The 20,729-nt window shown below is 66.4% G+C and carries 18 protein-coding genes; 13 read left to right on the top strand and 5 right to left on the bottom strand.

The features are described 5' to 3' along the window. Genes E8L99_RS19700 through E8L99_RS19690 form a run of 3 tightly spaced genes read right to left on the bottom strand, consistent with a single transcriptional unit; the run spans window position 1 to window position 4,152 of the window. Window positions 1–2,013 (bottom strand): glycosyltransferase family 4 protein, encoded by a 2,013-nt coding sequence (locus E8L99_RS19700; RefSeq protein WP_137101147.1) that lies wholly within the window; start codon window positions 2,011–2,013, stop codon window positions 1–3. Then, the gene (locus tag E8L99_RS19695; RefSeq protein ID WP_137101146.1) at window positions 2,010–3,407 is read right to left on the bottom strand and encodes a hypothetical protein; all 1,398 of its coding nucleotides are present in this window, start codon (window positions 3,405–3,407) and stop codon (window positions 2,010–2,012) included. Before E8L99_RS19695 ends, E8L99_RS19700 begins: the two co-directional genes overlap by 4 nt. 52 nt (window positions 3,408–3,459) lie before the next feature. Then, complete coding sequence (locus E8L99_RS19690) at window positions 3,460–4,152, bottom strand: class I SAM-dependent methyltransferase (RefSeq protein ID WP_137101145.1); 693 nt, start codon at window positions 4,150–4,152, stop codon at window positions 3,460–3,462. Window positions 4,153–4,455: 303 nt separating this feature from the next. Between E8L99_RS19690 and E8L99_RS19685 the strand changes: the two genes are divergently transcribed. The 7 genes from E8L99_RS19685 to E8L99_RS19655 all read left to right on the top strand — a co-directional run bounded on the left by E8L99_RS19685 (window position 4,456) and on the right by E8L99_RS19655 (window position 12,992). Continuing rightward, entirely contained in the window at window positions 4,456–5,253 is a 798-nt protein-coding gene (locus E8L99_RS19685; RefSeq protein ID WP_137101144.1) for an FkbM family methyltransferase, read from the top strand. 80 nt (window positions 5,254–5,333) lie between these two features. Continuing rightward, window positions 5,334–6,218, top strand: coding sequence for a glycoside hydrolase family 16 protein (locus E8L99_RS19680; RefSeq protein ID WP_210421779.1), 885 nt, complete (start codon window positions 5,334–5,336; stop codon window positions 6,216–6,218). Window positions 6,219–6,357: 139 nt separating this feature from the next. After that, window positions 6,358–7,692: an ABC transporter substrate-binding protein gene (locus E8L99_RS19675; protein WP_137101142.1), complete on the top strand. Its 1,335-nt coding sequence runs from the start codon at window positions 6,358–6,360 to the stop codon at window positions 7,690–7,692. Between the two features lie 4 nt (window positions 7,693–7,696). Next, window positions 7,697–8,602, top strand: a complete 906-nt coding sequence (locus tag E8L99_RS19670; RefSeq protein WP_215907021.1) for a carbohydrate ABC transporter permease — start codon at window positions 7,697–7,699, stop codon at window positions 8,600–8,602. Next, the gene (locus E8L99_RS19665; RefSeq protein WP_215907020.1) at window positions 8,599–9,540 is read left to right on the top strand and encodes a carbohydrate ABC transporter permease; all 942 of its coding nucleotides are present in this window, start codon (window positions 8,599–8,601) and stop codon (window positions 9,538–9,540) included. The genes E8L99_RS19670 and E8L99_RS19665 overlap by 4 nt, the downstream gene beginning before the upstream one ends. Before the next feature lie 3 nt (window positions 9,541–9,543). Further along, a complete protein-coding gene (locus E8L99_RS19660) occupies window positions 9,544–10,626 on the top strand; it encodes an ABC transporter ATP-binding protein (RefSeq protein ID WP_137101141.1) in 1,083 nt (360 codons plus the stop codon). Then, window positions 10,623–12,992 carry a xanthine dehydrogenase family protein molybdopterin-binding subunit gene (locus E8L99_RS19655; RefSeq protein ID WP_137101140.1) on the top strand — a complete coding sequence of 790 codons (2,370 nt, stop codon included), beginning with the start codon at window positions 10,623–10,625 and terminating at the stop codon, window positions 12,990–12,992. The genes E8L99_RS19660 and E8L99_RS19655 overlap by 4 nt, the downstream gene beginning before the upstream one ends. Before the next feature lie 6 nt (window positions 12,993–12,998). On the opposite strand, the gene E8L99_RS19650 is transcribed toward E8L99_RS19655, so the two are convergent. Further along, a complete protein-coding gene (locus E8L99_RS19650; protein WP_137101139.1) occupies window positions 12,999–13,766 on the bottom strand; it encodes a glycosyltransferase family protein in 768 nt (255 codons plus the stop codon). Between the two features lie 9 nt (window positions 13,767–13,775). Beyond that, a complete protein-coding gene (locus E8L99_RS19645) occupies window positions 13,776–14,633 on the bottom strand; it encodes an FkbM family methyltransferase (RefSeq protein ID WP_168201742.1) in 858 nt (285 codons plus the stop codon). Between the two features lie 106 nt (window positions 14,634–14,739). Between E8L99_RS19645 and E8L99_RS19640 the strand changes: the two genes are divergently transcribed. The 6 genes from E8L99_RS19640 (at window position 14,740) to E8L99_RS19615 (ending at window position 20,724) form a co-directional block, all read left to right on the top strand. Then, window positions 14,740–16,218 carry an alpha-mannosyltransferase gene (locus E8L99_RS19640; RefSeq protein ID WP_168201741.1) on the top strand — a complete coding sequence of 493 codons (1,479 nt, stop codon included), beginning with the start codon at window positions 14,740–14,742 and terminating at the stop codon, window positions 16,216–16,218. A 101-nt stretch (window positions 16,219–16,319) separates the two neighbouring features. Further along, on the top strand, window positions 16,320–16,619 hold the full coding sequence (locus E8L99_RS19635) for a PqqD family protein (protein WP_137101136.1): 300 nt from the start codon (window positions 16,320–16,322) through the stop codon (window positions 16,617–16,619). After that, entirely contained in the window at window positions 16,592–17,425 is an 834-nt protein-coding gene (locus E8L99_RS19630) for a hypothetical protein (protein WP_137101135.1), read from the top strand. The genes E8L99_RS19635 and E8L99_RS19630 overlap by 28 nt, the downstream gene beginning before the upstream one ends. Then, entirely contained in the window at window positions 17,394–18,620 is a 1,227-nt protein-coding gene (locus tag E8L99_RS19625; protein ID WP_137101134.1) for an alpha-mannosyltransferase, read from the top strand. Before E8L99_RS19630 ends, E8L99_RS19625 begins: the two co-directional genes overlap by 32 nt. Continuing rightward, on the top strand, window positions 18,617–19,873 hold the full coding sequence (locus E8L99_RS19620; RefSeq protein WP_137101133.1) for a glycosyltransferase: 1,257 nt from the start codon (window positions 18,617–18,619) through the stop codon (window positions 19,871–19,873). Before E8L99_RS19625 ends, E8L99_RS19620 begins: the two co-directional genes overlap by 4 nt. Further along, window positions 19,870–20,724 (top strand): hypothetical protein, encoded by an 855-nt coding sequence (locus E8L99_RS19615; protein ID WP_137101132.1) that lies wholly within the window; start codon window positions 19,870–19,872, stop codon window positions 20,722–20,724. The genes E8L99_RS19620 and E8L99_RS19615 overlap by 4 nt, the downstream gene beginning before the upstream one ends. Window positions 20,725–20,729: the final 5 nt, after the last annotated feature.

Raw genomic sequence — 20,729 nt, 5'->3', positions numbered from 1 at the left:
TCAGGTCCCCGTCTTCGGTTGAAGTCTGGCTGCGCGCTCAGGCTCGATGCGACCGCGCAGCACGTCAGCCAGGGCAAGGACATTGCCCCGCAGACGTCCGCGCCGATCAATGAATGGCTCCGGCCAAGGCGCTTTCGCGACATTGCTCGCAAGGTTGCGGAAGATGTGATCGGCAACCTGAGGGATGCTCATCGTGCCCTTGCGCAGCATGTAGACGGGATTTGCGACCTGGGAATAACCAAGCCGTTCCCCGCGCACGCGGCCACCCTTGACGCCCATATGGACACCCCGCGCGTCTGCACACTTGACCAGTCGTCCACCCTTGCGGGCCAGCGCTGCGGCAAAGTCGCGGTCTTCCAGCCATCCATAGAGGACAAGCCGACCGTCGAAGCGCAGGTCGCCGATGCTGCTGGCCCGGAACGCCATGTTGCAGCCATAGGGGCTGTAGGGCTCGATCCAGGTCCAGTCGCTCTTCGGATCGGCCGTCGCGACGATCCGCGCGGCCTCGTCGAAGGCGATGCCGGGCCCCTTGATGCCGTCGGCCAGCACGTGCCCGGTAAACCCAACGACGGTTGGTTCGTCGTGGAAGGTGCGCGCCGCTGCAGCCAGCCAATCCGCATCGGCAACGAAATCGTCGTCGAAGAAGGCGACGATGTCGGTGTCGGCGGGCAGGGCGTCGAGCGCCGTGTTGCGCTGGCGGGGCAGGCCCGTCGGGCCCGTCAGGATGGTGACACCGGCGAGGTCGGCGAGGTCGCCCGCGTCAGAGACGTCTGCACACGACACGATCACGGTCGAGGGTTTGAGCGCCTGGGTCGCGAGCAGGTGGCGAACCGTGCGGCTCACCACCTCGGGGCGCCCGAGCGTTGCAACAACTGCGGCAATGCGAGGTTCTGCAAGCGGCGAGGCGGGTTCAGCTCGCCGCGCCATGGAACGCCGGGGATCCTGCATCAGGCTGATATAGCCATTGGCTGTTGTGTCCCAGGAGAACAGCCTGACCCGCTCGCGGCCCCGGCCAACCATATCGTCGCGCAATTGCGCGCTCTCGGCGAGCGTGCGCACCTGCCGGATCCAGGCCGCGGGCTCGGCGGGCGAGGCCATCAGCGCCGCGTCGCCGCAGATTTCCGGCATGCTTGCCCGATCGGATGAGATGACGGCGCAGCCGCGCGCCATCGCTTCAACGATTGGAAGGCCGAAGCCCTCGGTCCAGGACGGAAAGGCCAGGCAAAGGGCGCGATCCATCAGATAGGCCAGATCATGGTCGCTGATCCGGCCGATCACCGTCACATTGGGCGCGGATTTCAGGGTTTCGGGCGCAAAGATGCCGGCATCCCCGCCGGCGATCACCACATCGATCCCCATGGCGGCAAGATCGGGGGCGATATCGACCAGAAGCTGCATGTTCTTGTGGCGCGCGCGCGATCCGATGGCGAGGACAAAGCGGCGCGGGTGGGATCCGTCTTCGATCACCGATGGCGCCAGTTCAGCCAATGAAGGGTCCCAGGCGAGCGCGTGCTCGTGGCCATTGGGCAGAACGGCAATGTCGGCGCTGTCGAGCGACAGGTAGCGGGCGATCTGGCGGGCGGAGGCGTTGGAGACCGTTGCGACCCGCGCGGCGCGGCGGGCGAGTTGCGGCTGCAGCAAGCCATAGAAGGTGCGGAAGGCGCGGCCGTAGCTCTCCGGCGCGGTAAAGACATTGGCATCGTGAATGCAGACGATCTGGTCCGCCTTCGCGACCGGGCCGGTATTGCAGAGGCTGAGCAGGCGATCCGGCCATCGCATCGCCAGGGTCAGTTGCTCCCAGGCATGGCCGTTCAACGGGCCGAGTTCGCGGCGGGAGATCGCGGCGTAATGCGGATCGGCCGTGCCGGCCGGCACAAGGAGCTCCGCTGACGCCCGAGCCGTTGCGAGAGAGCGGTCCATGGCCTCGACGACGTTGCGCGCATAGCGCTGGACGCCGGTGACGGGCTGGGTGAGGAAGCGCCCATTGATCCCAAAGTTTGCGCCTGCATTCATGCCGCAGCTCCCACTGGCGCGAAGCGGTCGTTGGAGGCCTGGCGCTCCGGCATGGCGGAGGCGATGCCGGCGAGCACGTAGAAGAACAGGCCCTGGTCGATGACCGGGCTGACCAGCAGGTCGCCAAGGATCAGGCCGAAGCAGGCGTTGCGGGCGGCGAGGCGGATATCAGCGGGAAAGCTGCGGGTATGGCCCCGGCTGCGCAGCAGCGCGGTCGCGGCGAACACGCCGTAGAAGATCGCTCCTGGCAGGCCGACATTGGCGAGCAGCGCCAGGAGGAAGCTGGACGCCCTGACCGTGCCGAGGCCAACGCCGATGCCCCAGGTGTCGAGGAAATTCTGCAACGCCACGGCATTCCAGGAGCTGCGCTCGACGCCCGAGTCCGAGGTCGCCTTGTCCAGGACGGCCAGATTTACATAGTCGATGATCATGGCCGAGGTGGTCGGATCGATGAACAGGATGAGGGCCAATGCGACCGCCAGCGGCGGGGCGCAGAGCACGGCCAGGCTGCTGTACCGGCCGCCACTTTTCACGCCGGATCGCCCCAGCGCCGTCCAGTAGAGCAGAAGCAGCACGATGGGAGCGCCGACGAGGCCGGTGGACGAGGTCGACAGGATGAGCAAGGCCAGCGAGACCAGCGCTATGGTGCCGGTCCACACGGGCTTGTAGGCGCAAAGCCAGAGGGTACCCGTCAGCCCGAGGATGCCGAGGGTGGAGCGGGCAAAGGACGAGGCCTCGGTGAACGAGCCGACGATGCGCTTCATGCCGCTGACTTCGACGTCGGTATGAAGTGTGTACTGGGCGTTGCGCATGAACCCGAGCAGATCCTGCGTGCCGGTCGCATAGGTGCCGAGATCGAGGAGGGCGAAGATGATGTTGCCCACCGAAAACGCCATCAGACCGGTCAGAATGGCGCGGAACCCGGATGCAGTGGAGGCGATCGCGACGGTCATGGCGAAGCACAGCAGATTGGCGCCCATATAGACGCTCTGCGTGAAGTTGCTGGAGACCGGGCTCAGTGGCACCGTGAACCCGGTGTCTTCGAATGCCGTGGACCCTAGCGGGATGATCTGGGTGGCACCGGCCAGGATGCGCGGCAGGAGGTAGGCGGTGAGCAGTCCGTAGAGGACAAGGCAGGCAAACCAGAACCCGGGTTCGCTGGGCGACAAGGCCCGCATCGCTGCCAGCGCCTCGCGCCGCCGCGTCAGCGTTGCCAGTGCCACGAAGGCCAGGAACATGTGCCCCGGCTGGATATTGGCGGAACCGATGATGAAGGCAGCGGCCGAGCCGAACAGACCGGCCGCCACCAGCGTAGTGGCCGCGACGCGATAGCCGAGCAACAGGCACACCAGCCCGATCAGCAGCGTCACAAGGCCGATCGGCTCGACGCTCATGGCGCAGGCCCTCGACGAACTGGTCCGTGCGGCCCCCTGGTTGCGACCGGGGTCATTCCGCCAGGACCATCAGTGAATAGCCGCCGAGCAGGCGCACCGCGAAATCGGCATTCATCGCATACATGAGCCGGCGTGGCAGGCGCATCACCCGGCTGCTGAAGGCCTGGTTGGGCAATTCCAGTCGGCTTGCCGTGTAGCGGTAGTCGACGACGCGGTAGCCGCAATCCTTCAGCGTGGCGAGGGCCGTGTCCTTGAAGAAGTAGTGGAGATGCCCCACGCCCTCGCGGAGATTCATGATCGGCCAGGCCCGGAAGACGGACTGTACGGACAGGTCGAGCGGGATGTGAAACACCTTGTACTGGCTCAAAGGCTTCAGGGCCTTGATGAATTTGACGTAGTCCTCGACATGCTCGATCACGTCGGCAATCACCAGCACATCGAACCGGAGATCCTTCTCCTCGAGCAGGTCGCCGAAGTGAAAGCGGACCGCCTCTGTCTCCTTCACTTTGGCGCGCTCATAGGCATGCGGCGAAATCTCGTAGCCCGAGAGTTTCGCAGCCGGAAAGGCGCTGGACAGGTTCAGAAGAATGTCGCCGGTGCCGCAGCCGACCTCACAGATGGTCGTCGGGGCGATCGCGTTGGACTTCAGGATCGTCTCGATATGCTTCGCCTTCCACGGTGCGTCTTCCTCGTGCCACGTGGGGTTCTTGTTGGCGTAGGTGTCGCCCTGATAAATCTCCTGCATACGCAACCATCCACTTGTCATGCCTTAGCGGCAGCTCCGCCTCGCGAAGAGGCGGCCGAGGAAAAGGTATGAATATTGCTCTCCTGTGCTGAAGCGAGCACTGGGGAGGTTTGGCGATGCACTGCAATTGATCCAGCGCCCCGGACGATCGGGCCGCCTGGAGAGACAAGCGAGATTCGGGCCAATTGCAGTCGCGAGGATTGGGCAGGTGTTCAATTCCGCCGTATCCGATGGCTTCACACCGGTTTGCCGGCTGCTCGCTCAGAGCACGTCCGTTCCGGGGACCGCCAAGAAGGAAGAGTAATGCGTTATCTGATCAAGGACGGTTTCAAGCGTCTTGTCTGGACCATCGCCGGGCTCATTGTCCGCCGGCCGTCGGCGCGGCGCTTCATGTTCAACACCATGCGGCTGCGACGTCCCGAGGTGACAGCTATCCGCGACATGGACGAGATGCGCTTCCTGTCGCGGGTGTTCAGCGATCTGCCCCAGTCGAAGTCGCAGATCGTGCAGGATCTCTGGGTCGTCTTCGAGCTTTCGGCCAAGCGGGAGGGCTTTTTCGTCGAGTTCGGCGCGACCAATGGCCTGGTCAACAGCAATACGTGGCTTCTGGAGACCGGCTATGGCTGGTCGGGCATCCTCGCCGAGCCCAATCCGGTCTGGCATGACGCATTGCGGGCCAATCGGCGCTGCGCCATCGAAACGCGCTGCGTCTATGCCACCACCGGCGATACGCTGACATTCATGGCGGCGGATGATCCCGAACTGAGCGGCTTGTCGGTCGAGGCGGATCATGACCACAACGCCGCGCGCCGGGCCGAGGGTGCTGCCTTCGATGTCCAGACTGTGTCGCTCAACGACCTGCTGGAAGCCCACAAGGCGCCCCCGGTCATCGACTATATGTCAGTCGATACCGAGGGCAGCGAGCTGGAAATCCTCCGGGCGTTCGACTTCGAGCGCTATCGCGTGACCCTGTTCTCCATCGAGCACAACTTCACCGCGAACGAGGCGAAGATCGACCAGCTCATGGCGGAGAAGGGCTATGAGCGACGCTTCCCGGAGTTTTCGCAGTGGGACGGATGGTATGTCCGCAAGCCGTCATGATCCGGACAGCGTGGTTTCGAAGCGCTTTTGATCGGCGTGGGCGGGCCACTCGCCGCAATCTGCTGAAAAGTGCGGCAGTCATGATAACGGCGGCGGCGCTTCCGTCGGTGCGTCCCGCGAGTGCCTTCACCCCGCCGAATGATCCGACTGCCGGCCGCTCGCTGATCTTCGACGAACCGTTCCATCGGCTGGATCCGGCGATCTGGAATGCCGGGCGGAAGGCGACAACCTTCGATGCCGGCCATTATGGCCGCGCGGCCTTCGCGCGGATTACCGGCGAGGAGGGCTTCAATCCCTATGCGATCGTCGACGACGCCAAGGCCGATGACGGCAAGGCCCTGCAGATATCGGTGCGCCATATCGGCCGGCCGATGAATGTCTATGCCTATTACGGCAATGGCCTGCCCGAATATCAGTGGGTTTCCGGCAATATCCAGACGGCGCGCTCGGACGGAACGATCCTCAAGGGCTGGCGGCAGGGCTATTTCGAGGCACGGATGTGGATGCCGCGCCATCCGCTGACCTGGCCGGGCTTCTGGATGATGAATGGGCGCAGCATCCTGCACCCCCAGACCAGCGTCGAGCTCGATATCGTCGAGCACAAGGGCAAGGAGCCAACCCTCTACGGCGCCTACCTCCATGAGTGGGGACAACCCGGCGAACACCACGAGGGCATCGGCGTCCCGACCGGGGTCGATGTGACGCTGGGGTACAATCTCTACGGCATGCTGGTGGATGGCGCGCATTGCGCGCTCTATTTCAACCGCAAGGCGGTGCTTGATCCGAAAACCAGCCGCCCGGTGGTCTGGACGATCGGGCGAGCTGCCGAACTGGACCGAAACGGCGATGTCTTCTGGCCGCTTCTGACCCTGGCTCTGCGCGACGACGAACCCTATCCACGGCCACTTCTGCCGGAACATCGGCTGGCCCATCTGCGGATCGACCATTTCCGGGTCTATGGCTAGCGCGTCCTGGGATGCGGGAGATGTTCCTTCCCCGAAGGACCGGAATGCCGCCATCCTTGCCCTGCGAAATTAACGATTGCGCTGGCGCGAGCCGCGTCGATAGTCTCATGCAACCGGTTGCAAAGGTATGGGGATTGTCATGACGGTTGTACGCTCGTCGAAATTGTCGCGTCGCGGTTTCCTGCAGGCTGGCGCATCCGGCGCGGCCATTGCAGCCGCCGGCTTGCCGGGCGGCGCATGGGGCCAGGCGGCGGGCGTCAACTTCACTTCGTGGTCGGCCGCCGTCGATCAGGTGAAGAGCCATATCTCGGCCTTCGAGAAGGCGACCAATCTCAAGGTCAATTACGAGAACTTCCCCTGGGCTCAGTACCGCACCTCGGTGGTCACCCGGCTCGTCGGCAATGCGCCGATGGATGTGCTGTGGGTGAGCGATGCCTGGTTGCCGGAATTCGCCGAGGCCGGCTGGCTGGCCACTATCGACGACATGCCGGAACTGACCAAGTACAATGCCGAGGCGGCGCCGTTCTGCACCCAGTCCATGCTCTACAAGGGCAAGCAATATGGTCTGGCCTATTACGGCGACCACATGTCCTTCGTCTACAACACCGAGATCCTCGCCAAGGCTGGCATCACCACGCCGCCGACGACATGGGCCGAGGTGGTCCAGCAGTCGCTGAAGATCAAGCAGGCGGGCGTCGTCGAATATCCGATGCTGATGGCGCTCGCCATCGACACCTGGCTGATCGAGTTCATGAGCGCGATGGTGTTCTCCCATGGCGGCCGCTTCGTTGATGCGGCGGGTGCCGCCATCATGGCGGAGCCCGGCAAGGGCGTGATCGAATCCGCCACCTGGATCCGTGAAGCGATCCATACCCACAAGATCGTCGCGCCGGGGGCCATCGAGACCTCCGAGATCAATGCGCTGAAGGCGCTGGGCGCGGGACAGCACGCCTTCTCCATCGTGCCGACCTATCGCCTGCGCGCGCTGAACGATCCGACCCAGGCGCCCGCCGCCGGCAAGCTCAGGCCCACGCTGATGCCCAAGGGACCGAACGCGACGGCCAGCGCCACCTGCGGCTGGATCCGCTTCTACGGCATGACGCCCGGCGCCAAGGCCAATGCGACGCGACGCGCCAATGCGGTGAAGTTCATGGAGTTCTTCGGCGGCAAGGACACCGGCGGCAATTACACGCTGCAGAAGCTGCTCTTGACCGATGTCGGCCTGCCGTTCTGCACCACGCCGCTCTCCAACGATGCCGAGGTCAAGGCGTTCTGGACGCGCTGGGCCGGCGGCGGCGACGTGATCGCCCAGCAGGCGGCGACCGCCGTCAAAAAGGACGTCATCGCGCCCTGGTTCGGCGAGTGGAACGAGACCGCCAATGCTGCCTGGCAGTCGATCTTCCTCAATCGTGCCACGCCGCAGGCGGCTGCCGCCTCCATGGCTGCCAAGTGGAAAGAGCTGCGCGGCAGCTGATCCCATGGCCACGAGCATGCTCGAGCGGCTCGGCCGCCAGTTCGGCTATGACGAGCGCAGCGCCGCGTTGCTGGTCTTGCCAGTCTTCGCGGTGCTGATGGTGGTTGCCGTCTATCCGATCATCTACTCGTTCTACACGAGCCTGTTCGACATCGTGCTGACCAGGCCCTGGCGGCGGCCCTTCGTCGGCTTTGGCAATTATGCCCGGATCTTCGCCGATCCGCTGTTCTGGACGGCAGTGCAGCGAACGACCGTCTATACCGTCGTCACCGTGTCGATCACCACGGTGATGGCGCTGTTCGTGGCCCTGCTGCTGAACGAGGCCTTCCCGGGACGGCGGCTGCTCTCGGCCCTGATCCTCTTGCCCTGGGCGACGCCGAGCATTGTCAACGGCCTGATGTGGAAGTGGATCTACGATCCCGGCTACGGCCTGTTGAACGGCATCCTCGTCCAGCTGGGCCTGCTCGAGAAATACATCGTCTGGCTGGGGGACCCCGACAAGACGCTGTTCATGATCGCCAATGCCGCGATCTGGAAGCAGATGCCGCTCGCCGCCATCCTGCTGCTGGTGTCGATGAAGTCGATTTCCAACGATCTCTATCGCGCGGCGACCGTCGACGGCGCCAATGTGTTCCAGCGGTTCCTGCATGTGACTCTGCCGGCACTGAAGCCCGGCCTGATGCTGGTCCTCGTTTATGAAACCATGATCTCGATCCGCCATTTCGACCTGTTCCTGATCATGACGCAGGGCGGGCCGGGGGACGCCTCCTACACCCTGTCCTGGCAGATTTATGTGGAGACCTTCCGCAACCTGAAATTCGGCATCGGCGCGGCGCTCTCCTATGTTCTGGCGCTGGCGACCTTCATCCTGTCCTACCTGTTCATCCGCGGCTTCGGGAGCAAGGCATGAGTGCGGCGACCGATGACGGCCGCAGGGCCATGATCGCCAAGCGCTGGGGCAGGGGGATCCTGATCACCCTGTTCTCGGCGCTGCTGGTGATCTATGTCGCGGGACCCGTCGCCTGGCTCGTCTCGTCCTCGCTGCAATCGGAAGCCGACATCACGGCCGTGCCGCCGAACTGGCTGCCGCCGAAAGTGACCTTCGGCAATTTCGAGGCGATCTTCTCGACCAAGACCCGCGAGGTCACCTACGAGACACGCCGGCAGGGCGATCCCGCCACGGGCAGCTTCCTCCCATCGGGCGCAGAAAACCTCCTGCCGGCGCTGTGGAACAGTTTCACGGTCGGGATGTGGGTCGCGATCCTCAATCTCGTCGTGTCGATCACGGCCGCCTATGCGATTGCGGTGATCCACTTCAAGGGGCGGCAGGCGGCGCTCTACACGATCCTTGTGACGCGGGTGATCCCCGATATCGCGCTGATCGTGCCGCTGTTCCTGGTCATGCGGAACCTCGACCTCGTCAACACGCGCTTCGCGCTGATCGTCACCTATCTCGCGGTCACCGTGCCGTTCACGATCTTCATCCTCATCTCGTACTTCGAGCAGATCCCGCGCGATCTCTATCGCGCCGCCAGGGCGGACGGCTGCTCGCATGTCCAGGCGCTGCGCCACGTCTATCTGCCGCTGTCGCTGCCAGCCCTGGTGGCCTCCGTGATGTTTGCGTTTCTCACCAGCTGGAACGAGTTCATCTTCGCGCTGATCCTGACCCAGAACATCACGTCGCAGACGCTGCCGATCGTCATTTCCGGCTTCGTGATGGATTTCACGACGAGCTTCTCGTTCGTCAATGCGGCGGGCGTCATCGCCATCGTGCCGCCGGTCGTGCTCGCCATGATGTTCGAGCGCTATATCGTTTCCGGCCTGACCGCCGGCGCAGTGAAGGGTTGATCCATGGCGCGCATCCGGCTCGACGGGGTCACCAAGAACTATGGATCGGTGACCGCCCTCCAGAAGCTCGACCTCGATATCCGCGACCGCGAGTTCATGGTGTTTCTCGGGCCGTCGGGCTGCGGCAAGACCACGACACTCAACATCATTGCGGGCCTAGAGGAGATTTCCGAGGGCGACATCTGGTTCGACGACCGCAAGGTCACCTTCATCCCGCCGCACAAGCGGGAAATCGCCATGGTGTTCCAGTCCTATGCGCTCTATCCGCAGAAGAGCGTGTTCGACAACATCGCCTTCGGGCTGAGGCTGCGCGGCGAGGATCAGGCCAGCGTCGATGCCAAGGTGAAGGCTGCCGCCGAACAGCTTGAAATCACCCATCTTCTGGATCGGAAGCCGCATCAGCTGTCGGGCGGCCAGCGCCAGCGTGTGGCGCTGGGGCGCGCGCTGGTGCGCCAGCCGAGCGTCTTCCTGATGGACGAGCCCCTGTCGAACCTCGATGCGGCCTTGCGCGTCTCCATGCGCTCGCTGATCAAGAAGCTGCACCTCTCGATGGGAACGACCTTCGTCTACGTCACCCATGATCAGGCCGAGGCGCTGACGCTCGCCGACCGGATCACGGTGATGCGCGATGGCGTGGTCCAGCAGCTCGATACGCCGGATGTGATCTACAACCGCCCCGCCAACAGGTTCGTCGCGAGCTTCCTCGGCAGCCCGCAGATGAACTTCGTCGAGGGCGAACTGGTGGACGACCCCGGCGGGCCGACATTCGTGCGGGGCGATTTCCAGCTTGCGGTCGATCCGGCTTTGGCGGCCGGGCAGGGTGGCCGGAAGGTCGTGCTGGGCCTGCGTGCCGAGGATGCGATCCTCACTGGCGAGGGCTCCGGTCTTGCCGGCGCGGTGACACTGGTCTCGCCGCTCGGGTCCGAGCAGCATATCGACCTCTCGGTGGCCGGTGTGGATCTGGTCGTGCGCGCCTCCAAGGACCAGAGCCTTGCGATCGGCGACCGGCTGTCGCTGGCGGTCGAACCGGCACGGCTGCATCTCTTCGACGCCACGAGCGAGCAGCGGCTCGCCTCGGCATCATGAGGGGGCCAATCCCCGACGATGGCACGCCGCGATCCTCGGGCGGCATCGGCGCGGATGTCCGGCGGAGCGAGGACGAACGCTTTCTCACCGGCCGCGGCCGCTATCTCGCCGATATCGCGGTGCCGCGCGCGCTGCATGCGGTCTTCGTCCGGTCTCCCTATCCGCATGCCGACATTGTCAGCATCGACGCGGCCGAGGCGCTGGCCATGCCGGGCGTTGTTGCGGTGTGGACCGGCCGGGATGTCGCGGCGCGCGCCTCGACCTTGCGCATGGCGCCGCCGATCGAGGGGCTGAAGCCGGTCGACGTGCCGCCCTTTCCGGTCGACAAGGTGCGCTTCGTCGGTGATCTCGCGGCTGTGGTCGTGGCCGAGACGCTCGCCATCGCCCGCGACGCGGCGGAGGCTGTCGTCATCGACTATGCCGAGCGCCCGGCGGCTGCCGGCATGGCGGAGACCGGCGAACCGGTCGATCCGGCCCTGCCGACCAATCTCGCCTCGCACCAGACCTTCGAAAAGGGCGAACTGGCGCAGGCCTTCGCCAAGGCCGACCGTATCGTCGAGGCGCGGTTTTCGCAGGCGCGCCAGACCCATGTGCCGATGGAGCCGCGCGGCATTGTCGCCGAATGGGATGCCGGCCGCCGCCACCTGACGGTGCGGACCGGCAACCAGGCGCCACATCCGCTGCGCTCGGCGCTGGCCGGCAGGCTTGGCCTCAGCGAGGGCCAGGTGACCGTTATCTCGCCCGACATGGGCGGCGGGTTCGGCCAGAAGATCGCGCTGCTCCGCGAGGAACTGACCATCGCGGCGCTCGCCATGGCGCTGGAGCGCCCGGTGCGCTGGCAGGAAGAGCGCGGCGAGAACCTGATGGCGGCGCTGCATGCCCGCGAGGAGACGATCGTCACGCGCGCGGCCGTCACCCGCGACGGGCGACTGCTCGGGCTGGAAGCGCGGATGGAGGCCGATGTCGGCGCCTATTGCTTCTTCCCGGCCAATTACATGGCGCGCGTGGTGGCCTTGATCCTGCCCGGGCCCTATCGCGTGCCGGCCTATGGCTATGACGTGAAGGTCTATCTGTCCAACAAGTGCCCCTCCGGACCGATGCGCGCGCCGATGGCGAGCGCCTCCTGGATCATGGAGGGCACGATGGACCATATTGCCCGCGATCTCGGGCTGGATCCGGTGACGGTGCGCCGCCGCAACACGATCACCTCAGCCGATCTGCCCTTCGTGACGATCACCGGCGAGACCTATGTCGACGTGACGCCGGCCGAGACGCTGGAGTCCGCCGTCGCCGCGATCGGCTATGCCGATCTCAGGGCCGAACAGAAGCGCGCCCGCCGCGCCGGAAGGCTGACCGGCATCGGCTTCTGCACGGTGGTCGAGCCCACCACCTATGGCTCGAAATTCTACAAGAATGCCGGCATTGCAGGCTCCGGCCACGAGACCGCAACGGTGCGGGTCGAGCCGTCGGGGGCGGTCTTCGTCTCCTGCGGCATCATGGGGTCGGGGCAGGGCTACGAGACGACGCTCGCCCAATGCGCGGCGGAAGGCCTCGGCGCCCGGATCGAGGATATCGCCGTCCAGCTCGGCCATACCGATATCGCGCCCTATGGCATGGGCAGCCGCGGGGCGCGGGGCGGCACGGCGGGTGGTGGCGTGGTGCTGATCGCGGCGCGCCGGCTGCGCGACAAGCTCCTGGCGATTGCCGCCCATCAGCTGAATCTCAACGGGTCGGAAGGCCTGACGCTCGCCGATGGCGCGGTGCTGCGGCTGGTCGAAGGTCAATGGACGGCGACTGGCCAGACGCTCGCCGGCCTCGCCCGCAGCGCGCATCTCGATCCGCTGAGCCTGCCCGAGGGCATGGAGCCGGGCCTGCATGTGACGGCAGCCTTCGATCCGCCGGCCATGACCTATGCCAATGCCACCCATGCCTGCCTGGTCGAGATCGAGCCGAGCACGGGCACCTTGAGCATCCTGCGCTATGTCGTGGCCCATGATTGCGGCGTCGAGATCAATCCCGCCATCGTCGAGGGGCAGGTGCATGGCGCCGTCGGCATGGGCCTGTCAGGTGCCTTGATGGAGCGCTGCGCCTATGGCGCCGATGGCCAGATGCTCGCGGGCTCGTTCATGGACTATGCGGTGGCGCGCGCCACCGACCTGCCTGATATCGAGGTCGTGCCGCTCAACCGACCGAACCGACTGACGCCCGGCGGTATGAAGGGCATGTCGGAGGGCGGCGTGATGGGGGCGAGCGGCGCGGTCTCCAATGCCATCAACGATGCGCTGGGGCCCGACAGGGCCTGGGTCTCAGAGCAACCGTTCACGCCGGAAAGCCTGTGGCGGGCGGTGCACGGAACCGCCGGCTGAGGCGGCTCACTCGGGCGCGTGCCGTACCTCGAGATCGGGCAGACCCCAGCATTGCAACCCCATATCGTGGGCCAGCACGCCGAAGCCTTCCGTTTCGATCTCGCCACGCCCCCAGAGCGGATGCTTGTCGCGGGCGGTCGGGCTGCCGGCGCCATAGCGGAAGGCCGGGAAGATCAGGCCGTCGCGGTGGAGATCAGCCCGCACCAGCAGCACCGTGCCGCCGACAGCATCGAGCCGGACAGGGCGGCCGGTGCCCCTCAGGTCGTGCATGGTCCTGGTGCCATTGTCGCGCCAGGCATTGAGGTCGAAGGTCTTGCCGCCCGGCTCGATCACGCAATGGGGATGGACGATGTCCAGCTGGTATGCGAGCAGCCGCTCGATCAGGTCGGCGGGATAGTCGACCACGTCGACATCCAGCCACAGAACCCAATCCTCGTCGCGCAGTGCACGGAACAGCAGCTGATTGCGGGCGCGGGCCAGATTGGCGCGCCGGATCAGCTGATAGGCCGGGGCCCAGCGGGGCACGCCCTCCGGCATGCGGAACCCATAGTCGCGCTTGACGAGGGTCATGCGGTTGAACCGCGCTTCCAGCCGAGGACGGGCGGCTTCCAGCGCCTCGAACGTCCCATCGGTGCTGTCGCTTTCCAGAAAGCCGATGGCCAGCCGCTCCTGGGGAACGGTCAGGCGTTCCACCAGATCGAGATAGCCTGGAAGATGGCGCGCGGCGTTCTTGACCGGCGTGAGAATGAGGAGGTTGGGCAGGCTGTCGGACATGCGGGGGGGCTACCTGGCAAGGTCGGATGCAAGAGGCGGGAAGAGGCCCGAGGGCGGATCGAAGCTGGTGAACACATGGTCCATGTCGATGCTTGCCCGATGGCGGAGGGACGGTGGCACGAGCGGCCAGATGGCGTCGATCCGATCCGGCCAGATCTCGACCTGCAGGTAGACATGGTTGTTGGCGATCAGCCGGGCCATGCCTTCCAGCGCCTCGGCCTCGTGGCGTTCGACGTCGAGCTTGATGAACAGGATATGGTCGCGGATGTCGAACAGATCGTCGAGCGCGACGGTTTCGACCGGTTCGCTGGCCGCCTCGTCGGTGGTCAGGTGAGCGGCGCCGCGGTTGTGGTCGGCCCTGTCGCCGGCGCGTTCCAGCCTGGCCGTGCCGGAGCGGTTCGACACCGCGCGGCGGTCAATCTCTATTGTATAGCCCGCCTCGTTGAGGAACAGCTGCGCCTCCAGCTGAGCGGCGTTCATCCGGTCGGGCTCGAAACAGATGATCCGGTCGAACAGGCCGAGGGCATGGGCTTTCAGCGCATAGAGCCCCCAGCAGGCGCCGATATCGAGGAAGATCTTGGGCCGGGGATCGCCGCTGAATGAGCGGGCGGCGGCCATCATCATGTCGATCTGCCGGGGCTCCCACGCATTCTCGATGAAGACATGCCAATCGACCAGCGAGCGGGTGTCGAGCAGCAGCTTGAGGCCGGCCCGCTCGGCGAGCACGCGGTGATGCAGATGCGCCATGTGGCCGGCAATCGAGGCGAAGCGGTCCCGTTCCGCCGCCAGCCTTGCCCGGTCCTTGAGCAGCGGCCCGAGCACGGGCAGGACATTGGCCGCGCGCCGCAGCCATGAACGGATGGTCAAGCGGCAGCTCCTGCGGCATGAAGCGCGGATAGTGCGAGGCGACCGGGACTTGCGCAAGCCGGATGGGCACCGGATCATCCGGCCGGGCAGGGGATATCAGCATATCATGGGCGTACCGACAGACGGCATCGGCCAAGCCTCGCCTGAAAGCCCGATGACCGGGACCGGGCAGGGCATCCTGGTCTGCGCCGGCGGCGCGCGCATGTTCACCAATGCCTATGTGCTGATCCGCGTGCTGCGCGACACGCTTGGCTGCTCGCTGCCGATCGAGGTCTGGCACATGGGAGCGGCCGAGATGTCGCCGGCCATGGCGGCGCTGCTGGCGGCGCATGGCGTGACGGTGATCGATGCCTCCGCAATGATCGCCACCGAGGGCGGGCTGATCCGGGACGGCTGGCAGCTCAAGGCCTTCGCGCTGGCGCGAACCGGGCTTGCCGAGGTGTTGATGCTCGACGCCGACCAGGTGCCGGTACGCGATCCCGCCCCGCTGTTCGACTGGCCGGCCTACCGGGAGACCGGAGCGGTGTTCTGGCCCGACATTGTCGATCTGCGTGCCGACAACCCGGTCTGGGCGCTGGTGGGCCTGCCGCCCCGCCAGATGCCGTCGTTGGAAAGCGGCCAGCTGCTGGTCGACCGCCGCCGACACGCCGGCACCCTTGAGCGGGTGTTGCGGCTGAACGAGCAGGCCGACCAGTTCTACGGGATCATCTATGGCGACAAGGACACGTTCCTGATCGGCTGGCTTCTGGAGGAGGCGCCGTTCGCGCGTGTGCCGCATGCGCCCTTCGTCGATCCGCGTGTGCTGTTCCAGTGCGATCTCGAGGGACGGCCGCTGTTCCAGCATCGCACCAGCGCCAAATGGAGCCTCGGGGACGCACAGGTGGCGGTTGCCAATTTCCAGCACGAGGCCGATTGCCTGCGCTATCTCCAGGAGCTGGAGCAGTTATGGAGCGGGCGCATCTTCCACGGGCCGCCGCGTGGGCCCGCAGCCCGGGCGCGCGAGGCGGAGCTCGCCGGCGGCCTGTTTGATCTCCATCTGGCAGCGGATCGCACGCTGCCGCTCCAATTGCTCGCCCATGGCGAGATCGGTGTTGGCCGCGATGCGGTCCTGCGCAACTGGGCGGTCATCGATGCCATGGATTCCGGCACGTCCTCACCCGGCGCGGCGCGCTTCTCCCTGGTGATCGAGGGCGGATTTGGCCCGACCCTCCTGTTGAACGAGGGTGAGCCCGGTCATTGGATCGGCCGCAAGCTGGGGCCGCCCGAATGTGCGGCCGAACTCAGGGCGGCCGGCGCGTCACTGCCGGCGATCGAGGGGCCAGGCCTGATCCCTGCATTTCTTGCCGCCGCCGGCTTTCCCGCCTGCGACGATGTGGCTCTGGAAGCCCTGCTGATCGTGCTCGACGGGGTCGAGCCGGGTGTTGCGCCCAGGCTTCGGCGTCTTGCGCTCAGCCTTCCGGAAGGTTCGCGGCTGGCCTTGCTGGCCGATCGGCTCGATGCCCGGCTGCCGGGCCGGCGCGATGTCGACAAGCGGATCGACCTGCTCACCATGGGCTATGTCGCGCATGGCGACGGTGCGGCCTGAGTGGGGGATCGCCTTGCATCCAGAAATCTTGCGCTGTCGGGACAGGTTCCGCTAATGGATCGCACCGGACCAGCAGCAACGCATGCGGATATTGGCACACCATGGCTTCGTTTGAGCGCGATCAGGTTTTCGTCGGCGAGGAAGGTCTGGAGCTCAGCCAGGTTCCGGACGGCTATGTCATCTACCAGGTGCGCCGCGACCGCGTGCATTTCCTCAATCCGACTGCCGTCGCCGTCTATGAACTCTGTGCCGAGGGCGTCGCGATCCCCGAGGTCGAGCGCTACCTGAAAGACGCCTATGACCTGCCGGAACTGCCTGTGGACATGGTCCGCGACTGCATCACCATGCTGGTGACCGAGGAGCTGATCCGGCCTTGCCCCCCCTCCGCGCCCGCAGCCTGACCCACGAATACCGGCTGCACGCCTCGGCGGCCGTCCTTGCCGTCCTTGCCGCCATCGAATGCAGTCCCGACATCGCGGACGCGGCGCTCGCCCCGGTGGATATCACGGTCGATTGCGCCGACGGATTCCTGTCGCTCAACCTGCCGGACGGTCACCGCATCCGCGCCACCGCGCAGCAGGCCGTCAATGAATGGCGGCGCTTCGCGCTTCGCCAGATCGGGGCCAGCCATCCCGGCCACGCTTTCCTGCCCGCGGCGTCGATCATCGGGCCGCAGGGACGCTTTCTGCTGATTGGCGACCAGAGGTGCGGGCGCACCACGCTCGCCCTCCACATGCTGATGCGCGGCTATCAGGTCGAGGGCGATGAACATGCGCTGATCGACTGGGGCGGCATCATCATGCGGCCCTCGCGGATGTTCGCTGCCCCCGATCTGGCGCGGCTGGTGCCGGCGGCCGGGGAGCTGTTCGTCAAGGCGCCGAAGCAATATGGCTGGTCTGGCCAGGAGACCGCGGCGATCGATCCGAGCCTGCCCGGAAGACCCTGGCGGATCCAGAAGGGACCGGTGGCCGGGCTGATCGTTCTGGAGCTGAACTCCGGCGGCCGCTCGGTACTCGGGCGCCTGTCGCCGGACAATATGTTCGCGCGGCTGATGGCTCTGGCGCTGATGCCGGACGAGGGAGTGGCGCTGGCAGTTGCACGCCTGCGGGCGCTCGTCATGGCGGTTCCGGCCGGCCTCCTGTCGCTCGGCGACCTTGACGGTGCGGCCTGGCATATTGAGCGGGCGACCGCCGCCCTTCGATGCTAGGAAGCGCCCGGAGGCCCTGTCCGCGATGATTCAGTCCAATCCCACACCCGATGGTCCGGCAGCAGCGGGCCAAATCTCGCGCGGCATCGTGGTCTGCGGCGGCGGCAAGCGCTATTTCACCTGTGCCTGGGTGCTGGTGTCACTGCTGCGCCACCATGGCTGCCTGTTGCCGATCGAGTTCTGGCATCGCGGGCCGGCCGAACTGGACACCGGAATGGCCGATCTCATCGCGGCCAAGGATGTGACCGTCCGTGACGCAACCGGAGTGTTCGCGCCGGGAATCGACCGCCAGCCGGAGATGCTGCGCCTGGGCGCCATCGCCGCCAGCGCCTTCGACGAGGTGCTGTATGTCGATGCCGATTGCGCGCCATTGACCGACATTTCGGTGCTGTTCGATTGGCCGGGTGTCGCCGAGCTCGGCCTGTTGCTTTTTCCCGGCCGTGGCGACATCGGCGAAGCCAATCCGGCCTGGCCACTGGCGGGCCTGGCGTCGCGTTCCGTGCCGTCCGTCGATCCGGGTCTGGTGGTCATCGACCGCAGGCGGCATCGCGACCTGGTCGCCCAAGCCATCCGGCTGGCGGGGGCGCTGACGCCTGCGGCGCTGCCTGGCCAGCGGCCGGCCTCGGCCCTGCTGCTGGCGGCTCTCGCGGCCGGGCGCCCCTTTGGCCTGGCGCCTTACACGCCGTTTGACGTCGAGCTGGACCTCATTCACCGCGACCTCCAGGGCGAGGCCATGGTGCAGCACCGGCGCACGTCCAAATGGCACCTTGGCGGCCAGGACCGGGAAACGCCGGATGACGCGTCCACGCGGGCCGCCCGGGACTCGCTGATCGAGCTCGGCCGGCAGTGGAGCGGCGCGATCTTCCAGGCCCCGGCTGATGCCGCTGTGGCCGAGCAGGATGCGCTCATCGCAACCGGGCGCTTCGTCTACCAGTCCGGCGATTCCCGCTGGCGGTTGCTCACGCTGCATCGTGGCGGCCGGATCGGCGCGGGGCGCGCCGAATTCGAGCAGCATTGGGCGGTTGTCGAGCGCGACGGCGAGCCGGTGCTGCAGTTCTATTCCGACATCCGCCTGGCGATCGAGTTCCGTCGTCTTGCGGACGGAACCTGGCGCGGCGCCAGCTGCGGTCCGCCCGGATTTGCCGCGCGGCTCGCCGCAGCCGACACTCCCGGCCTGACGGTTGCGCCACCGTGACACGGCCACGCCTCCTGTTCCTTGCGCCGACGTCGCCGTCGCCCGATGGCAATGGCCTGGCCATGCGCATCTTCCTGTTTCTGTCGGCCTATGCCGGCGCCTTCGACGTCGACCTCGCCGTTGTGCCGGTCGGTGGAGCGCCGCGGGTCGATCCGCGCGCCGCCGGCCTGTGCCGGCGCAGCACGCTGGTCGAACTGTCATCCGTGGATAGCCATTTTTCCCTGATCGCCTCGCTGCGCCAACCCGCCGACCGCCTCGCGGCCTTTGCCGGCTATGCCAATCCCTCGATGATCGCCCCGTTGACTGTCGCCGTGCGCGATGCGGTCAAGGCCTTCGCGGGTTCCGAGCGCTACGATCTGATCCATGTCTCGCGGACCTACCTCGCGGGCCTCGCGGATCTGCCCCTTGCGGGCGGGCCAGTCCCCATCGTCGTCGATTGCGACGAGGCGGAATCCGCCGTTCATCGGGCGTTGGCCCGGCTCCAGCGGCGGAGCGGCAAGCACCACGCTGCGCAATGGTCGATGGCCGAAGCCGTCCAGTTCGACAAGCAGGCGCGCCGCGACCTGCCCAGTGCCAGCCTGTGTTTCGCGGCCTCGGCGCGCGAGGCCACGCGGCTCGGCGCGTTCCTGCCAGGCGTGCCGGTCGAGACCGTCGGCAATCCGGCACCGGCTCCGGCCGCGATGACCGGGCGGCCGCATGCGCGGCACCGGGGCCGAGAGCGGGTGATCGTCGCTGTCGGCACGATGAGCTATCTGCCCAATTCGGAGGGGATCATCTGGTTCGCGCGCCAGATCCTGCCCCGCATCCAGGCCCGCAGCCGGCAGCCGGTCAGGCTGGTGATCGTCGGCATGTCGCCGCCCGATGCGGTCCGCCGGCTCGCCGCCCTCAGCGGGGTCACCGTCACCGGAACCGTGCCCGATGTCGCTCCGTACTATCGCGACGCCGACCTTGTGGTTGCGCCGCTGAGGGCAGGGGGCGGCACCCGGATCAAGCTTCTGGAGGCTGCCGGCCATGGGCGCCCCGCGGTCTCCACGCGGATCGGGGCTGAAGGTCTTGGCCTGCGTCATGGCCGCGATCTCCTGATCGCCGACACGCCGCAGGATTTCGCCAGCGCGTGCCTCGCCGTCCTCGACCGCCCGGATCTCGCCCGCCGCCTGGTCGTCAATGCCCGCCAGGCCGTGCGGCGGGACCACGATGCGAGGCTGCTCCGGACGCGGATCCTGTCGCTCGTTCAGCCGCTGGTGTCGGCATGAGCGGGGAGAAAAGATCCGGCGCGACCATCTCGCGCACGCTGACGCACCGGCTGACACTGGTGTCGCCCGATCCGGCGATGCAGGCGACACTCGGTTACCTGGCCTGCGATCCCGAGGTCGCAGGACCGGAACCCAGCGATTCGCTGGTCGAAGTGCTGCCGTCCGGCCGGCACTGGCGGATCGTCGAAGAGGGGCGTGCCGATATCGAGACGCTGGGCGTGGACGATACGCTGGCCGAACTGCACGGCCGGCTGTTCGACCTGTCGCTCTCCGACCGGCCGAGCGCGCCGATCCTCCATGCCGCAAGTCTGGTCCGGAATGGCCGGCGCATCCTGTTGGTGGGACGCAAGGGGGCCGGCAAGACGACCCTGACGCTGAGGCTCGCCCTCAGCGGGTTCACCCTGGAGAGCGACGAGAACCTGTTCGTGACGGGCGCCGGAATCGTCGCCCGACCCCGCGGCTGCCGGATCAAGGAATCATCCCTGCCGTGGCTGCCGCGAATCGCCGACGTGATCGAAGGCTCGCCGTTCATCGTGGATTACCGCGGCGCCCGGATCTTCAATCTCGACCCGCGCAGCGCGGGCGTGTCCTGGTCGATCGCCGAGGGGCCGGTCGACGCGATCCTGTTGCTCCGGTCCAACCATGGTGGGCTGACGACGGCGCGCGACATTCCATCCATGGCGCTGATCCGGGGCCTCATGGCGGAGATTGCCGTGCAGAAACAGGACAGGGTGTCGGCTTTTGCCTCGCTCGCGCGCCTCGCTTCGGCGAGCCGCGGCTTCGATGTGTCGCTCGGCGATCTTGATGGAGCGATCGCCCTGGTCGAGGCGATCACAGCGTCGATGTGCTGAGGCGT

This window comes from Phreatobacter aquaticus, from assembly GCF_005160265.1.
GTDB lineage: Bacteria > Pseudomonadota > Alphaproteobacteria > Rhizobiales > Phreatobacteraceae > Phreatobacter > Phreatobacter aquaticus.
The sequence above is the reverse complement of the archived record's forward strand: the minus strand, read 5'-3'. Positions and strand labels throughout refer to the sequence as shown.

Coding starts and splice junctions, on each gene's coding strand:
- E8L99_RS19700 (WP_137101147.1), bottom strand. CDS start 2,013: ATGAATGCAGGCGCAAACTTTGGGATCAATGGGCGCTTCCTCACCCAG.
- E8L99_RS19695 (WP_137101146.1), bottom strand. CDS start 3,407: ATGAGCGTCGAGCCGATCGGCCTTGTGACGCTGCTGATCGGGCTGGTG.
- E8L99_RS19690 (WP_137101145.1), bottom strand. CDS start 4,152: ATGCAGGAGATTTATCAGGGCGACACCTACGCCAACAAGAACCCCACG.
- E8L99_RS19685 (WP_137101144.1), top strand. CDS start 4,456: ATGCGTTATCTGATCAAGGACGGTTTCAAGCGTCTTGTCTGGACCATC.
- E8L99_RS19680 (WP_210421779.1), top strand. CDS start 5,334: ATGATAACGGCGGCGGCGCTTCCGTCGGTGCGTCCCGCGAGTGCCTTC.
- E8L99_RS19675 (WP_137101142.1), top strand. CDS start 6,358: ATGACGGTTGTACGCTCGTCGAAATTGTCGCGTCGCGGTTTCCTGCAG.
- E8L99_RS19670 (WP_215907021.1), top strand. CDS start 7,697: ATGGCCACGAGCATGCTCGAGCGGCTCGGCCGCCAGTTCGGCTATGAC.
- E8L99_RS19665 (WP_215907020.1), top strand. CDS start 8,599: ATGAGTGCGGCGACCGATGACGGCCGCAGGGCCATGATCGCCAAGCGC.
- E8L99_RS19660 (WP_137101141.1), top strand. CDS start 9,544: ATGGCGCGCATCCGGCTCGACGGGGTCACCAAGAACTATGGATCGGTG.
- E8L99_RS19655 (WP_137101140.1), top strand. CDS start 10,623: ATGAGGGGGCCAATCCCCGACGATGGCACGCCGCGATCCTCGGGCGGC.
- E8L99_RS19650 (WP_137101139.1), bottom strand. CDS start 13,766: ATGTCCGACAGCCTGCCCAACCTCCTCATTCTCACGCCGGTCAAGAAC.
- E8L99_RS19640 (WP_168201741.1), top strand. CDS start 14,740: ATGGGCGTACCGACAGACGGCATCGGCCAAGCCTCGCCTGAAAGCCCG.
- E8L99_RS19635 (WP_137101136.1), top strand. CDS start 16,320: ATGGCTTCGTTTGAGCGCGATCAGGTTTTCGTCGGCGAGGAAGGTCTG.
- E8L99_RS19615 (WP_137101132.1), top strand. CDS start 19,870: ATGAGCGGGGAGAAAAGATCCGGCGCGACCATCTCGCGCACGCTGACG.